Here is a 14,752-nt window from a genome sequence, read left to right as displayed (position 1 = left end):
CGACACGCCATCGTGATAAGCAATGCAGGGCGCGCCGGGCCACGGTCCTGACCCGCCGAATCGAGGTCGACGTCATGTTGAAAGCGAGAGCTGCGGCTCACGATCACGCCTGCGAGCACGGCCACCCGCCGGCCGACGCACTGGCCTTCGCCGAAGCGCGCTGTGCCGAGCGGCGGCTCAAGCTGACGCCGATCCGGCGCGAGGTGCTGGAACATCTCGCCGCCTCCTCGGCGCCGGTCGGCGCCTATGACCTGATCGAGCGCATGCACGTGTCGAGCGGCCGCCGGCCGGCGCCGATCACCGTCTACCGGGCCCTCGACTTCCTGCTCGAGGCGGGCCTTGCCCATCGTATCGAAAGCCGCAACGCGTTCATCGCCTGCGGCCACCGCCACGACCGTTCGGATCTCGTCGTGTTCATGATCTGCGACGCCTGCGGCTGCGTCTCGGAGGCGCCGGCGACGAGCGTCCAGCGCGATCTCGACGCGATCGCGAGCAAGGCCGGCTTCCGGCCGGCCTCGCAGGTGGTCGAACTGTTCGGCCGCTGCGCCCACTGCGCGTGACCGCCTCGGTGGCTCAGGCCGCCTTCAAAGCCTCGACGAAGGCCTGAACCTCCTGCTGCAGCGTGCCGGCGTGATCGGCAAGGTCGGTTGCAAGCCCGGTCAGCTCGCTCGCCGAGCGGCCGGTCGTCTCGGCGGCCTGGCCGACGCCGGTGATCGTACCCGTGACGCCGGTCGCCGCCGTCGCGGCCCGCTGGCAGTTGCCGGCGATCTCGGTGGTGGCGGCACCCTGTTCCTCGATCGCGGCGGCAACCGCGGCGGTGATCGCCCTGATCGTGTCGATGGTCGTGCCGATCGCGGTGATCGACATGACCGCGCTTGCGGTCGCGCTCTGGATCTCGGTGATCTTGGTGGCGATCTCCTCGGTCGCCTTGGCGGTCTGGGCGGCGAGGTTCTTCACCTCGGCCGCGACGACGGCGAAGCCGCGGCCGGATTCGCCGGCGCGCGCCGCCTCGATCGTCGCATTGAGCGCGAGCAGATTGGTCTGGTCGGCGATCGCCTTGATCAGGTTGACGACGTCGCCGATCCGGTCGGCCGAACCGGCCAGCTCGCGGATCTGCTGTTCCGACCGCTGGGCTTCCGCGACCGCCGTATCCGCGCTCGCCGCCGACTTCATCACCTGCGCATTGATCTCGCGCACCGATGCGGCGAGCTCCTCGGTCGAGGCGGCGACCGTCTGCACGTTGAGCGAGGCCGTCTCGGCGGCGCCAGCCACCTCGCCGGCCTGCCGCGAGGTTTCCTCCGCCGTCGCCGAGAGATCGTTGGCGGAGGCGGCGACACGGCCGGAGGAGGCGGTGAAGCCGGTGGCGAGATCGCTCATCCGGTCGACGAAGGCCTCCGCCGCCGCGTTGCGGCGGGCGAGCCGCTCGGCCTCGACGGCCTGGCGCTGCTGCTCCTCGGCGCGCGCCGCCTCGGCCTCGCGCATGGTGTCGCGGAATACCGCCATGGCGCCGGCCATGGCGCCGACCTCGTCGCGCCGGCCCTCGCCCGGAATGGCAATGTCGAGCTTGCCGGCGGAAAGCGCCTGCATGGCGGCGGTCATGCCGCCGATCGGCCGGACGATCATGCGGGCGAGCATGAGCGCGATGGCAAGGCCTGCCGCGAACGACAGCAGGGCGGCCAGCGTCAGCAGGGTGGACAGGGAATTGGCAAGGCCGGCCGCCTGGCGGCTTTCATCGGTCAGCAGGGCGACCTGGGCGTCGATCAGGCCGCCATGACGCAGCCCGTCGGCGCCGGCGGGGCCCTCCAGCACATCCAGGATGCGGTTGGTGAGCGGCGCCACCTGGTTGCGCATCATGGCGAGCGGAGCGTTCCAGCCGGAGCCGCTGCGCAGCGCGATCGCCGCCGCCGAGCCCTTGCGCACGGCCAGGAAGCCGAAGCGGATCAGGTTGAGCGCCCGGGTCTGTTCTTCGGAGAGGGCGCTCGCGAGCCCGCCAATGTCGCGGATCCGCTCGCCGGCACTGGTCCAGGCCCGCTCGAAGGCGGCCTTGTCCTGGTCCTGGCCGAGATGGATGTAGCTGCGCAGATGCCGGCTCGCCGAGAGAATGTTGGCCTGAAGCGCGACGCCTGCCGTCAGGAGCTGCTCAGAGGCGACGGGATTGGCGATCTCCTTGGTGATGAGAACGCTGAGCGATTCCTCCAGCGGCTGCAGCCGCGGCACGACTTCGCGCTCATAGGCGGTGAGGGCGGGGTAGTGGTCGGGCGTGCCGATCAGGGTCATGACGCGCTGCTGCGCCGCCTGCATCTCCTCGAACAGGGGAAAGGCCTCGCGCCAGCGTTCGCGGTGGCTCGGATCGGCAAAGCCGCCGGAGAGGCGCTCCATGTCGTCGCGCGCCTTGATGAGATCGCGCCAGAGCTGCTCCCATTGCCGGAGAGGACCTTCGCCCGGCTCGATCAGGTGATCGCGGACGACGAGGCGGGTCCGGTTCAGCTCGTCGACGATACGGGTGCCGAGGATGGCCGCCGGCGCGCGCGCTGTGGCGACGCGATCCATGCTGTCGGAAATGCCCCGCGCCCGCCAGACCGAGACGGCGGCGCTCGCCGCCGAGATCGCGATGAGGGCCGCAAAACCGGCGATCAACTTGTTGCGAAGGCTGAAGGCGAGCATTCCAGTTCCCATCTGCTTTTTTGTTGCGGCGGCAGGGGAGCAAGTCTTGGTGAAGTTTCGATTAAGTCGGAGATGTCGCGCGCCGTTACCGTGGGGAATTTTGCCGATGACTTTGGGGGAGTGGTGTCATGGTGCCGCCGGAGCCGGCATGGTCCCGTGGAGGCCGGCCATCCGGGCTCTGGCTTGTCGGCGCGGGGAGGGTTATGTGCTGCGGGTGCGAAGCGGAGACGAGAGCGATGACTGAGGGCTTTGGGGTGAAACCCCGCCAGCGGACGGTCGGCGTGAAGGTCGGTCAGGTTCAGGTCGGCGGCGGCGCGCCGATCGTCGTCCAGTCGATGACCAATACCGACACGGCAGACATCCAGGCGACCGTCGCCCAGGTGGCGGCCCTGGCGCGCGCCGGTTCCGAGCTCGTCCGTATCACGGTCGACCGCGACGAGAGCGCGGCCGCGGTGCCGCATATCCGCGACCGGCTCGCCCGCATGCGGGTCGACGTGCCGCTGGTCGGCGACTTCCACTATATCGGCCACAAGCTGCTGGCCGATCATCCGGCCTGCGCCGAGGCGCTCGACAAGTACCGGATCAATCCGGGCAATGTCGGCTTCAAGGACAAGAAGGACAGGCAGTTCGCCATGATCGTCGAAAGGGCGATCGAGCACGGCAAGGCCGTGCGCATCGGCGCCAACTGGGGATCGCTCGACCAGGAGCTCCTGACCCATCTGATGGACGAGAATGCCAGGCAGCCGGAGCCGCTCGATGCGCGGGCGGTGATGCACGAGGCGATGGTGCAGTCCTGCGTGCTCTCGGCGATCCGGGCCGAGGAGATCGGCCTGGCCCGCGACCGCATCATCCTGTCCGCCAAGGTTTCGGCGGTGCAGGACCTGATCGCGGTCTATCGCATGCTGGCGGCGCGTTCGGACTATGCGCTGCATCTCGGCCTGACCGAAGCCGGCATGGGCTCGAAGGGCATCGTCGCCTCCGCCGCCGCGCTCGGCGTCGTTCTGCAGGACGGCATCGGTGACACGATCCGCGTCTCGCTGACGCCCGAGCCGAATGGCGACCGCACCCTGGAGGTGAAGGTCGCCCAGGAAATTCTGCAGACCATGGGCATCAGGACCTTCGTGCCCCTGGTCGCCGCCTGTCCCGGCTGCGGCCGGACCACCTCGACCCTGTTCCAGGAGCTCGCCCAGGACATTCAGGGCTTCATCCACGCGTCGATGCCGGAATGGAAGACCCGCTATCCCGGCGTCGAGGCGCTGAACGTCGCGGTCATGGGCTGCATCGTCAACGGACCGGGCGAATCCAAACATGCCGATATCGGCATTTCCCTGCCCGGAACCGGGGAAAACCCGGCGGCGCCGGTCTTCGTCGACGGCGTGAAGGTGGCGACGCTGCGCGGCCCGACGGTCGCCGCCGACTTCAAGGCCATGGTGATCGACTATATCGACAAGCGCTACGGTGTGACCCGGCCGCAGGCAGCGGAATAACGCCGATGCCGGCAGCGGTCGTCACCGGCGTCTCCACCGGCATCGGCGAGGCGATCGCCACGGATCTCGTCCGCCGCGGCTGGCAGGTCTTCGGCACGGTGCGGCGGGAGGCCGACGCGGCGCGGCTGGCGGATCTGCTCGGCGCCGGCTTCGTCGCGCTCGAAGCCGACGTCACCGATCCCGAGGCGCTGCGCGCCGCCGCCGGCAAGGTGGCCTCGGCCCTGGGCGACGCGCCGCTCGCCGGGCTCGTCTGCAATGCCGGCATCTCGCTGCCGGGGCCGCTGCTGTACCAGCCGCTCGACGAGATCGACCGGCAATGGCAGGTCAACGTGCTGGGCCTCGTCGCCACGATCCAGGCCTTTGCCGGCCTCGCCGGCGCGCGCGAGGGTTTCACCGGCACGCCGGGCCGGATCGTGACCATGTCGTCGGTGTCCGGCAAGCTCGTCTGGCCCTTCGTCGGCGGCTACGCCGCGTCGAAACACGCCGTCGAGGCGGTGAGCCATGCGTTGCGGCGCGAGCTCATGCCTTTCGGCGTCGACCTCGTCATCATCGGGCCGGGCCCGGTGGCGACGCCGATCTGGCAGAAGTCATCCGCCGCCATCGACCGCTCGCGCTATCGGGCGACGATCTACGGTCCGGTCATCGATCGTTTCGAGAATGCGGTGCTGTCGCGCGCGGGCAAGGGGCTGCCGGCGGCCGTCATCGCCGAGGCGGTGCATCACGCGCTGACGACGGCCCGGCCGAGGACACGCTATGCGCTGAGCCCGGCGCGGCTGACGAGCTGGACCCTGCCGAGCCTCCTGCCGGACCGCCTGCTCGACCGGCTCGCCGCCAAGGCCCTCGGCCTCGTCAGGCGCCGCTGACGGCGCCCGACCCGGCTGGCGCGGCCGTCAGCGGAACAGCAGCGACGACAGCTTGCGGCGGCCGGCGAGGGTCGCCTCGTCCATCGGCCCCCAGGCCTCGAAGAACTGGACGAGCTGCTTGCGGGCGCCGTCGTCGTTCCAGGCGCGGTCGCGCTTGAAGATCTCGAGGAGATGGTCGGTCGCCTCCTCGCGCTTGCCGGCGCCGTTGAGCGCGACCGCGAGGTCGAACCTGGCCTGGTGGTCGGCCGGGTTGGCGGCCACCTTGGCTTCCAGCTCCTGCACCGGGCCGAGATCGGCGGCCTGCTCGGCAACCTCGAGGGCCGCCCTGGCCGCGGCGATCGCCTTGTCGTTCAGCTTGTCGGCCGGCACGGCTTCGAGCACGGCCTTCGCCTGGGCGAGGTCGCCGGCGGCCACCGCCGCGCGGGCAAGCCCGCCGAGCGCGCCGAGATGGTTGGGCTCGGCACCCAGCACCTGGGCGTAGATTTCCGCCGCTGCCTCCAGATTGCCTTCGGCGAGCATGGCATCGCCCTCGGCGACGACGACGGCGAGATCGGCCCCGGCCTTGGCGCCGACCAGCTTCTCGATGAAGGCGTTGACCTGGCTCTCCGGCAGGGCGCCCATGAAGCCGTCGATGGGCTGGCCCTTGTCGAAGGCGATCACGGCCGGGATCGACTGGATGCCGAGCTGGCCGGCCACCTGCGGGTGGTCGTCGATGTTCATCTTGACCAGCTTCACCTTGCCCTTGAAGGCGGTGACCACCTTTTCGATGATCGGGGTGAGCTGCTTGCACGGCCCGCACCAGGGCGCCCAGAAGTCGACCAGGACCGGCTGGGACTTGGACTCCTCCAGCACGTCCTTGACGAAATCCTTGGTGGTCGTGTCCCTGATCAGCCCTTCCGCGGGCGCCGCAGCCGCGGCCGCCGGGACCGGCGCCGCCTGCATGGCTGCCCCGCCATAGCCGCCGCCGAACGAGCCGCCGAAGGACCCACCAAACTTCGCGCCGCCATTGCCGCTCATCGCATGCTCCTCGCAGGACCCGCGAGGTCCCGTCCCTGATCGGATTGTTCGAGGCATAGATGGACGCTCGGGCTCAAAATGCAACGTGAAATCGCGCGCGGGCGAGCGACCCTCCGTCGCGCGGCCATCGGCCGACCGGCCGAAGGCGCATCGCTTGACAGACCCCGGGTGCCGGCTAGCGTCTTTGCCGAAGCGCACGGAAAAAGCATGACGGGTGGGCCGTTCCGCCCCGAGGAGGAAATCTTGACGACAGGTGGACCGCTCGCTGGCGTGACGGTGATCGAACTGGCCGGGCTCGGGCCCGGGCCGTTCTGCGGCATGATGCTCGCCGATCTCGGGGCCGAGGTGATCCGCGTCGACCGGGCCGGGGCCCCGTCCTGGTCGGCCGACGGCTCGCTCGGCCGCGGCCGCAAGTCGATCGCCGTCGACCTGAAGAAGCCGGGCGCGGCCGATCTCATCCTCAGGCTCGTCGCCAAGGCCGATGCCCTGATCGAAGGGTTCCGGCCCGGAGTGACCGAGCGCCTCGGTCTCGGGCCCGAGGACTGCCTCAAGGTCAATCCGCGCCTCGTCTACGGCCGGATGACCGGCTGGGGCCAGGACGGGCCGCTTGCCGCGGCGCCCGGCCACGATCTCAACTACCTCGCCCTGTCGGGCATGCTCTGGCCGATCGGCCCGGCCGACCGGCCGCCGGCCATCCCGCTGAACCTGATCGGCGATTTCGGCGGTGGCGGCATGATGCTGGCGCTTGGCCTCACGGCGGGCATCATCAGCGCGCGCACCACCGGCAAGGGGCAGGTGGTGGACAGCGCGATGGTGGACGGCGCGGCGGTGTTGGGCACGCTGATCTTCGGCATGATCGCCAACAAGCGCTGGACGGTGGCGCGCGAGGCCAACATGCTCGACGGCGGCGCGCCGTTCTACGGGGTCTATGAGACTGCCGACGGCGGCTATGTCTCGATCGGCTCGCTCGAGCCGCAGTTCTACGCGGCGCTGATCCGCCTGCTCGAGCTCAAGGACCCGCGTTTCGCCGAGCAATGGGACAAGGCGATGTGGCCGGATCTCAGGGCGACGCTGACCGCCACCTTCAAGTCGCGGACCCGTGCGGCCTGGTGCGATCTCCTCGAGGGCAGCGACGTCTGCTTCGCGCCGGTGCTGAGCCCGGCTGAGGCGGCGGTGCATCCGCACAATGTGGCGCGAGGCACCTTTTCGACCGCCGACGGGGCGCCGATGCCGAATCCGGCGCCGCGCTTTTCCGGGACGCCGGCGCGCGCCGGCGCCGCTGCGGAAGAGCCGGGCGCCGAAACGGGAGCGGTGCTCGCAGCCGCCGGCCTGAGCCGGCAGGAGATCGAGGCCGCGCACGCCTCCGGGCTTGTCGCCGGCCGGATCTGACCGGTGCGCGGCGGGCCGGCGCGGCCATTTCCGTCACGCCCTTGTGCCGAGGACCAAGCATGACCGATACCTTTGCCGATCTCATTGCCCGCGCCCGCCCGCTGATCGCCTCCGCGCCGGTCTCCGACGCGCTCGACGAGCACGGCTTCCGTCGGCAGATCCTGCCGCCGTCGATCCGCCCGGTCGACGAGCGGACGGTGCTGTTCGGGCCGGTGCGCACCGGCTCCTACCGGCCGGTCTGGGAGCACATTCCCAATATCTACGACCTCGAAATCGCCCTGGTCGACGACCTGAAGCCGGGCGAGGTCTGCGTCATGGCCTGCGCCGGCAATCTGAACATCGGTCCCTGGGGCGAACTCCTGTCGACGCGGGCGCGCCATCTCGACGCGGCCGGCTTCCTGACCGACGGATCGGTGCGCGACGTCGCGGCGATCCGTGCCATGGGCTTTCCGGTCTTCGCCGGCGCGCTGTCGCCGGCCGATACACAGCACCGCGGCATGATGGCGGCCAAGGACGTGCCGGTCCGTATCGGCGAGACCGATATCGCACCGGGCGACGTGATTGTCGGCGACGTCGACGGCGTTGTCGTCGTGCCGCGCGCGGCGGCACTGCAGGTCCTGGCCACGGCGCTCGACAAGATTACCGGCGAACGGCGCATGCGCGCCGATATCGAGGCCGGCATGACGCTCGCCGACGCGTTCAAGAAGCACGGGCTGCTGTAAGCAGCTGCCGGCGGGTCTGGCCGTCCGACACCTGCCGGGCGAAACCGGCCATCGGCTCCGGCGGGGCGATCGGCGCCGTGGCGGCCGGGACGTCGCCCCATTGCAGCTTCTTGTACTTGAAGCCGCGCAGGAGGGTCGGCTTGACCACGGCGAAATAGGGCGAAATGTCGAAGTCGCGCGGCGCATAGAGCGAATGGTGGCGGATGTGCAGGATCTCGCGGCGGGCCGCCCGGCCGCGCACCCGCTGCTCGCCGTCATGGGCGAGCCGCTCCACCTTCGGCAGGATCGGATAGCGCACGGCCTCGAAGGCCTGGGCGATCAGCGTCGAGCAGATCGCACGGGTCGGATCGCCCGAGCCGAAGGCGAGCAGGCGGCGGCGCCAGCGGACGGGGACGGGCAGCGGCACCAGGAAGCGCAGCATGTCCAGGATGTTCTTCAGGTCGTAGTCGAGCCCGATGCGCTCGATCATGAAGCGTGTCACGCGCGCCTGGTCCTCGCCGGTCAACCCGACCGGCCGGCAGATCCGCGTGTGGAAGTCCCGATATTTCGACAGCGGCGCGGAAATCACGCCTTCGCCGAGATAGGCCTCGATCAGCACATGCGGTTCGCCGTCCGGCTCGCGGCGCCCGGCGATCGGGCCGACATACATGGCGGCGTGAGACCAGGTCGACTGGGTCAGGTACTTGATGACGGCCGAGATGCGGGTGTCGCCCTCGACGAGGAGGATGTCGGCCGGCCTGAGCGTGGCGCAGAGCGCGGCAGGGTCGCTCGGCGTCGTCGGCTCATAGCCGGGCGAGCGCTTGTCGAGAACATGCGCCAGGTGCCGGCCCAGCGTTTCGAGAAGCCTTTCTCCCATCTCGTCCCTCCCCGGGGACCCCTGTTCAGGAGGTCCAGTGTCTGTCGCCACGGGTTGCGATCAGGTTCACGACGGGGTGGAGCATGGCCAAGACGATGCCGCCGGGCCGTGCTAAGCGTCACAGACCGACGCGATTCGCGGAGCACAATGAACGAATTGTTGATGTCCCGGCGCAGCCTCCTCGTCGCTTCGGCCGCCCTGGCGGCAAGCCAGGCCCAGGCCCAGCCCCAGGGCGAGCGGCCGCCGGCCGAAGTCGACATCGTCATCATCGGCGCCGGCGCCGCCGGCCTTGCCGCCGCGCGCAAGGCGACCGCCGCCGGCCGCTCCGTGGTGGTTCTGGAGGCCAAGGACCGGGTCGGCGGCCGCTGCATTGCCGATACCGTCAATTTTGGCCTGCCCATGGATCTTGGCGCGCACTGGATCCACGCGCCGGCGGAAAACCCGGTGGTGCCGCTCGCCCGCGCCGCCGGCTTTGCGCTCTACGATGATCCCGACCGGCCGCGCCTGATGATCAAGGGCCGCGGCCCGCGCGAGAGCGAGCGGGAGAACTTCGCTTCGGCCCTGCGCCGGTCGCAGCGCGCGATCCTCGATGCCGGCGAGGCCGGCCGGGAAGTCGCCCTGTCGGAAGTCGTGCCGCACGATCTCGGCGACTGGCGGCAGACGGTGGAGTTTCTCAAGGGCGCCTGGGATGCCGGCAAGGAAATGGCGCAGATCTCCTGCGTGGATTTCTACAACGCGGTGGAAACCCGCGACATGTTCTGCCGCCAGAGCTATGGCGCGATCCTGGCGAAGCTCGCCGAGGGCGTGCCGGTGCGGCTGTCGACCGCCGCGACGCGCATCGACTGGTCGGGGCGGGGGGTGAGCGTCGAGACGCCGGCGGGGACGCTGAAGGCCCGCACCTGCATCGTCACGGTCTCCACCGCCGTGCTCGCCGCCAACGCCATCCATTTCGCGCCGGCCCTGCCGAAGCGCCAGCAGGACGCGATCAATGCGCTGAGCTGCGGCGCCTACGAACATCTCATCGTGCATCTGCCCGGCAACCCGATGGAGGCGAGCCCCGACGAACCCTTCGTGATCAAGGCGGATGGCCCGGCGGTGGCCAAGCCACTCGCCCGGATCGGCGGCTCGGATTGGTGGTATCTCGACATTGGCGGGCGTTTCGCCCGGGACCTCGCGGCGGCCGGGCCGGCGGCCATGAAGGCCTTCGCCAGCGAATTCGTCGGCAACGAGCTCGGCCCGCATGCCCGCCGCGTGCTGGGCGAGATCCATGTCACCTCCTGGACCACCGATCCCTTCGTGCGCGGCGCCTGGTCGGTCGCCGGGCCCGGCGCGACGCCGCAGCGGCTGCGGCTCGCCGAACCGATCGGGCAGCGCATCCTGCTGGCCGGGGAGGCGACCGACGAAGGTCTGTGGGGCACGGTGGGCGGGGCCTGGGCGTCCGGCGAACGGGCGGTGGACCAGGCCCTGCGCTGGCTGAACCCGCCGCCGGCCGCGCCGCGCCGCCGGCACCGCTGAGGCCGGAGCGTCGGGCGGAGCGGCGAGGCTGTCAGAATTCCGGTCGCCGCGGCAACGGCTTGTTAACGTTAACGGATTATCACCGGAAGCATCGGGCCCTCTCGATCCCGCTTCCGGAGTTCACCATGCCGCGCACCGTTTTGCGCCCGCGCCGCCCGGCGGCCCTTGCCTTCACCATGACGATCATCGCGCTCGCAGCGGCCGGCTGCAGCCCCCGCGCGCGCTCGGGCGGCGGCGACATTACCGGCTCGATCCGGCCGCAGGCGGCCGCCCCGCAGCCTAGTCTCGAACAGCAGGCCCGGCTCGAGCTCGACAGCCTGTCCGCGCGCTATCGCGCGAGCCCCCAGGATGCCGGCAACGCCATGCGCTATGGCCGCGCGCTCAGGGCGACCGGCCAGGCGCCGCAGGCGGTGGCGGTCCTCGAACGGGTGGCCATCCGCGACCCGCGCAATCTCGCCCTGCTCGGTGAATATGGCCGGGCGCTGGCCGATGCCGGCCAGTTCGACCAGGCGCTGGAGGTGCTCAACCGCGCGCAGCGGCCGGACCTGCCCGACTGGCGCATCACCAATGTCCAGGCCTCCATCCTCGACCAGATGGCGCGTCACGACGAAGCCCAGCGCATGTATGACGAGGCCCTCAAGATCGCGCCCGGCCAGCCGGAGATCCTGAGCAATCTCGGCCTGTCGCTGGCGCTGTCGCGCAAGCTCGCCCAGGCCGAGCAGGTGCTGCGCCAGGCCGTGGCCCATCCGGCGGCGGACCGGCGCATACGTCAGAACCTGGCGCTCGTCGTCGGTCTGCAGGGGCGCTTCGGCGAGGCCGAGGAGCTCGCCCGGCGGGATCTCGCCCCGGCCGAAGCCGAACAGAATGTCGCCTATCTCAGAGCCATGCTGGCCCGCCAGGCGGCGCCGTCCCAGGCCGGACGGCCCGGCCAGGGCCCGCGCGGCTGAGCCGGCCGCGCGCGGTCCCGACACGACAACGGCCGGATGTCCTCGGGGGACATCCGGCCGCTGGTTCTTCCGGACGATGCCGGAGGCTTATTCGGCGGCGAGACGCACGGTCGGCGCCGCGGCCTTCACGTCGGCATCCACATAGGGCTCGAACTTCGTGAAGTTCTCCTGGAACATCTCCACGAGCTTGCGCGCGGTGGTGTCGAACTCGGCCTTATCGCGCCAGGTCTTGATCGGATAGAGCATGTGCGGCGGCACGCCCGGCACCGAGGTCGGCACGGCGAAGCCGAAATAGGGATCGCGGCGGAAGTCGGCGCGGTTCAGCGAGCCGTCGAGCGCCGAGCGCAGCAGGAGGCGGGTGATCGAAATCGGCATGCGGCGGCCGACGCCATGCTTGCCGCCGGTCCAGCCGGTATTGACCAGCCAGCAGTCGACATGGTGCTTGGCGATCAGCTCGCGCAGCAGATTGCCGTATTCGGAGGGATGGCGCGGCATGAAGGGGGCGCCGAAGCAGGTGGAGAAGGTCGGCTGCGGCTCGGTGACGCCCTTCTCGGTGCCGGCGACCTTGGCGGTGAAGCCGGAGAGGAAGTGGTACATCGCCTCCGCCGGGGTCAGTTTGGCGATCGGCGGCATGACGCCATAGGCGTCCGCGGTGAGCATCACAATGTTCTTCGGATGGCCCGCGCGGCCGGTTTCCGAAGCATTCGCGATGAAATGCATGGGATAGGCGACGCGGGTGTTCTCGGTCTTGGAGCCGTCGTCGAAATCGGGCACGCGGGTGACCGGGTCGATCACCACGTTTTCCATCACGGAGCCGAAACGTTCCGTGGTCGAATAGATCTCCGGCTCGGCCTCGCGCGACAGCTTGATCGCCTTGGCGTAGCAGCCGCCCTCGAAATTGAAGATGCCGTCCTTGCCCCAGCCGTGCTCGTCGTCGCCGATGAGCGTGCGGGTCGCATCGGCCGACAGGGTGGTCTTGCCGGTGCCGGAGAGGCCGAAAAAGACCGCCGTGTCGCCGTTCGGGCCGACATTGGCCGAGCAGTGCATCGGCATCACCCCCTGCGGCGGCAGCAGGAAGTTGAGCATGGTGAAGACCGACTTCTTCATCTCGCCGGCATAGCTGGAGCCGCCGATCAGCACGATCTTGCGGGTGAAGTCGCAGGCAATGACGGTTTCGGTGCGGACGCCGTATTTTTTCGGGTCGGCCTTGAACGAGGGCAGGTCGACGATCGTCATGTCGGGGACGAAACCGGCGAGTTCCGACTGCGCCGGGCGGATCAGCAGGTTGCGGATGAACAGGTTGTGCCAGGCATATTCGGTGAAGACGCGCGTCTTGATGCGATAGGCCGGGTCGGCGCCGCCGTAGAGGTCCTGGGCGAACAGTTCGCGGCCGCTGGCGTGGGCGAGCATGTCCTTCATCAGAAGCTCGAAGGCTTCGGGCGTGATGGCGCCGTTATTGTCCCACCAGACGACCTTGTCGGTGGTGGCGTCGCGGACGATGAACTTGTCCTTCGGCGAGCGACCGGTGTGCTGGCCGGTCTCGGCGACCAGCGGGCCGCCGGCCGAAAGCTGCGCCTCGCCGCGGGCGATGGCCTGCTCGACGAGCTGCGCTTCGAGATAGTTCCAGTGGATCGCCTTGAGCCCCGAAAAGCCGAATGCCTCGGCTCCGTGCGCCTTATTCCAGGTTCCGGTCTGATTCACGGAAGTCCTCCCTTGCGCCCCGGCAAACTCCGCCTTGGCGGGGCTATATGGTGGTCCCAGTTATGGGCTCACGAAAGATGGCGCTTCCCCTAATCCAAAGGTTCCTGGCCGGCAAGTGCAACCGATGACGGAGCTTTCGGTTCCAAAAGACGGAACCCGCGATGCTGCAGCGCGGCGAAAATGGCCTCCGCCGCTTGCCAAGCCGGGCGCCGCGGGGCAGAGACGCGACCCATGACGATTTCAGCCCGTACGACCCGGGAGGACGGACCGCAGCGCAGCACGGCGCGCGCGGCGGCGGCCGACCGCAGCCTGCGCTCCGCCGGCGACCTGATCGCGGCCGGCCTTGTCGCGCCGGCGCACCGCGCCGCGCTCGACCGGGTGGCGGAGCGCTATGCGATCGCGGTGACGCCGGATGTCGCCCGGCTGATCGACCCGGCCGATCCCCACGACCCGATCGCCGCCCAGTTCGTGCCCGACAGCCGCGAGCTGGACCGCCAGGACGTGGAGCGCGACGACCCGATCGGCGATCTCGCCTATTCGCCGGTGGAGGGCATCGTCCATCGCTATCCGGACCGGGTCCTGCTCAAGATCGTGCATGTCTGCCCGGTCTATTGCCGGTTCTGCTTCCGCCGCGAGATGGTCGGGCCGAAGGGGCTCGGCACGCTGTCGGCGGAGGCGCTCGACAGAGCGCTCGCCTATATCGCCGCGCGGCCCGAGATCTTCGAGGTGATCCTGACCGGCGGCGATCCGCTGATGCTGTCGGCACGGCGTGCCAGGGCGCTGACGCGCTCGCTCGCCGCGATCGACCACGTCAAGGTGATCCGCTGGCACAGCCGGGTGCCGATGGTCGATCCCGCGCGCATCACCGTCGCCTTCGCGCAGGCGCTGCGCGCCGCCGGCAAGGCCGTCTATGTTGCGGTGCACGCCAATCATCCGCGCGAGTTCAGCCCGGCGGCGGAAGCCGCGCTCGGCCGTCTGGCCGATGCCGGCATCGTGCTGGTCAGCCAGAGCGTGCTGCTGAAAGGCGTCAACGACGACGCCGAGACGATGGCGGCGCTGATGCGCGCCTTCGTCGCCAACCGCGTCAAGCCCTATTACCTTCACCAGGCCGATCTCGCGCCGGGAACGGCGCATTTCCGCACCAGCATCGCCGAAGGCCAGGCGCTGATGCGCCAGTTGCGCGGGCGCCTCTCCGGCCTCGCCCAGCCGACCTATGTGCTCGACATCCCCGGCGGCGAGGGCAAGGTCCCGGTCGGGCCCGACTATTCCGGGCCCGGCGAAGTCACCGATTATCGCGGCGGCCGCCACCGCTATCCGCCCGAGGCCATTGAGGAGCCGTGATCCGATGGACGTGAAAGACAGCAACGGCGCCATCCTGAAGGACGGCGACAACGTGACGCTGATCAAGGATCTCAAGGTGAAGGGGACCTCGGTGACGCTGAAGCGCGGCACGATGGTGAAGGGCATTCGCCTGACCGACGATCCCGACGAAGTCGAATGCCGCGTCGAAAAGGTGAAGGGCCTGGTGCTGCGCACCGAGTTCCTGAAGAAGGCCTAGGCGCGCCCTCGAACGACCGGCGCGGGCCGTTCG

At 69.8% G+C, this 14,752-nt stretch carries 13 protein-coding genes; 9 read left to right on the top strand and 4 right to left on the bottom strand.

The features are described from left to right. The first annotated feature begins 74 nt into the window (after window positions 1-74). Window positions 75-560, top strand: a complete 486-nt coding sequence (locus OZ671_RS12595; protein ID WP_268861066.1) for a Fur family transcriptional regulator — start codon at window positions 75-77, stop codon at window positions 558-560. A 13-nt stretch (window positions 561-573) separates the two neighbouring features. On the opposite strand, the gene OZ671_RS12590 is transcribed toward OZ671_RS12595, so the two are convergent. Next, window positions 574-2,664, bottom strand: coding sequence for a methyl-accepting chemotaxis protein (locus OZ671_RS12590; RefSeq protein ID WP_268861065.1), 2,091 nt, complete (start codon window positions 2,662-2,664; stop codon window positions 574-576). A 203-nt stretch (window positions 2,665-2,867) separates the two neighbouring features. Between OZ671_RS12590 and ispG the strand changes: the two genes are divergently transcribed. Together ispG and OZ671_RS12580 are read left to right on the top strand one after the other, a co-directional pair. Further along, complete coding sequence (gene ispG, locus OZ671_RS12585; protein WP_442957077.1) at window positions 2,868-4,151, top strand: flavodoxin-dependent (E)-4-hydroxy-3-methylbut-2-enyl-diphosphate synthase; 1,284 nt, start codon at window positions 2,868-2,870, stop codon at window positions 4,149-4,151. A gap of 5 nt (window positions 4,152-4,156) precedes the next feature. After that, on the top strand, window positions 4,157-5,014 hold the full coding sequence (locus OZ671_RS12580) for an SDR family NAD(P)-dependent oxidoreductase (protein WP_268861063.1): 858 nt from the start codon (window positions 4,157-4,159) through the stop codon (window positions 5,012-5,014). Between the two features lie 27 nt (window positions 5,015-5,041). Here OZ671_RS12580 and trxA read toward each other — a convergent pair whose 3' ends face one another. Then, window positions 5,042-5,956, bottom strand: a complete 915-nt coding sequence (gene trxA / locus OZ671_RS12575) for a thioredoxin (protein WP_268861091.1) — start codon at window positions 5,954-5,956, stop codon at window positions 5,042-5,044. A 282-nt stretch (window positions 5,957-6,238) separates the two neighbouring features. Between trxA and OZ671_RS12570 the strand changes: the two genes are divergently transcribed. Beyond that, entirely contained in the window at window positions 6,239-7,420 is a 1,182-nt protein-coding gene (locus tag OZ671_RS12570; RefSeq protein ID WP_442957076.1) for a CaiB/BaiF CoA transferase family protein, read from the top strand. Window positions 7,421-7,479: 59 nt separating this feature from the next. After that, window positions 7,480-8,142: an RraA family protein gene (locus OZ671_RS12565; RefSeq protein ID WP_268861061.1), complete on the top strand. Its 663-nt coding sequence runs from the start codon at window positions 7,480-7,482 to the stop codon at window positions 8,140-8,142. Here the strand turns inward: OZ671_RS12565 and OZ671_RS12560 are convergent. Next, window positions 8,120-8,998 (bottom strand): lipo-like protein, encoded by an 879-nt coding sequence (locus OZ671_RS12560; protein ID WP_268861060.1) that lies wholly within the window; start codon window positions 8,996-8,998, stop codon window positions 8,120-8,122. The two genes, OZ671_RS12565 and OZ671_RS12560, sit on opposite strands and share 23 nt — an antisense overlap. A gap of 162 nt (window positions 8,999-9,160) precedes the next feature. On the opposite strand from OZ671_RS12560, the gene OZ671_RS12555 reads away from it, so the two are divergent. Then, entirely contained in the window at window positions 9,161-10,513 is a 1,353-nt protein-coding gene (locus OZ671_RS12555; protein WP_268861059.1) for a flavin monoamine oxidase family protein, read from the top strand. Between the two features lie 125 nt (window positions 10,514-10,638). Continuing rightward, complete coding sequence (locus OZ671_RS12550) at window positions 10,639-11,460, top strand: tetratricopeptide repeat protein (protein ID WP_268861058.1); 822 nt, start codon at window positions 10,639-10,641, stop codon at window positions 11,458-11,460. 87 nt (window positions 11,461-11,547) lie between these two features. Here OZ671_RS12550 and OZ671_RS12545 read toward each other — a convergent pair whose 3' ends face one another. After that, a complete protein-coding gene (locus tag OZ671_RS12545) occupies window positions 11,548-13,161 on the bottom strand; it encodes a phosphoenolpyruvate carboxykinase (RefSeq protein ID WP_038302911.1) in 1,614 nt (537 codons plus the stop codon). Window positions 13,162-13,392: 231 nt separating this feature from the next. Between OZ671_RS12545 and OZ671_RS12540 the strand changes: the two genes are divergently transcribed. Beyond that, window positions 13,393-14,502 (top strand): lysine-2,3-aminomutase-like protein, encoded by a 1,110-nt coding sequence (locus OZ671_RS12540; RefSeq protein WP_268861057.1) that lies wholly within the window; start codon window positions 13,393-13,395, stop codon window positions 14,500-14,502. Window positions 14,503-14,506: 4 nt separating this feature from the next. After that, complete coding sequence (locus tag OZ671_RS12535; protein ID WP_268861056.1) at window positions 14,507-14,719, top strand: alkylphosphonate utilization protein; 213 nt, start codon at window positions 14,507-14,509, stop codon at window positions 14,717-14,719. Window positions 14,720-14,752: the final 33 nt, after the last annotated feature.

Origin of the sequence: Phreatobacter sp. AB_2022a (assembly GCF_026847585.1) — a bacterium.
Taxonomy (GTDB): Bacteria; Pseudomonadota; Alphaproteobacteria; order Rhizobiales; family Phreatobacteraceae; genus Phreatobacter.
Note: the sequence above shows the minus strand (reverse complement) of the source record. Positions and strands in the feature narration are given on the sequence as shown.

Excerpts from the sequence above, each read along its gene's own strand:
- OZ671_RS12590 (WP_268861065.1), bottom strand. The coding sequence starts at position 2,664 with ATGCTCGCCTTCAGCCTTCGCAACAAGTTGATCGCCGGTTTTGCGGCC.
- OZ671_RS12595 (WP_268861066.1), top strand. The coding sequence starts at position 75 with ATGTTGAAAGCGAGAGCTGCGGCTCACGATCACGCCTGCGAGCACGGC.
- OZ671_RS12560 (WP_268861060.1), bottom strand. The coding sequence starts at position 8,998 with ATGGGAGAAAGGCTTCTCGAAACGCTGGGCCGGCACCTGGCGCATGTT.
- OZ671_RS12555 (WP_268861059.1), top strand. The coding sequence starts at position 9,161 with ATGTCCCGGCGCAGCCTCCTCGTCGCTTCGGCCGCCCTGGCGGCAAGC.
- trxA (WP_268861091.1), bottom strand. The coding sequence starts at position 5,956 with ATGCAGGCGGCGCCGGTCCCGGCGGCCGCGGCTGCGGCGCCCGCGGAA.
- OZ671_RS12565 (WP_268861061.1), top strand. The coding sequence starts at position 7,480 with ATGACCGATACCTTTGCCGATCTCATTGCCCGCGCCCGCCCGCTGATC.
- ispG (WP_442957077.1), top strand. The coding sequence starts at position 2,868 with ATGTGCTGCGGGTGCGAAGCGGAGACGAGAGCGATGACTGAGGGCTTT.
- OZ671_RS12550 (WP_268861058.1), top strand. The coding sequence starts at position 10,639 with ATGCCGCGCACCGTTTTGCGCCCGCGCCGCCCGGCGGCCCTTGCCTTC.
- OZ671_RS12580 (WP_268861063.1), top strand. The coding sequence starts at position 4,157 with ATGCCGGCAGCGGTCGTCACCGGCGTCTCCACCGGCATCGGCGAGGCG.
- OZ671_RS12570 (WP_442957076.1), top strand. The coding sequence starts at position 6,239 with ATGACGGGTGGGCCGTTCCGCCCCGAGGAGGAAATCTTGACGACAGGT.
- OZ671_RS12540 (WP_268861057.1), top strand. The coding sequence starts at position 13,393 with ATGACGATTTCAGCCCGTACGACCCGGGAGGACGGACCGCAGCGCAGC.
- OZ671_RS12535 (WP_268861056.1), top strand. The coding sequence starts at position 14,507 with ATGGACGTGAAAGACAGCAACGGCGCCATCCTGAAGGACGGCGACAAC.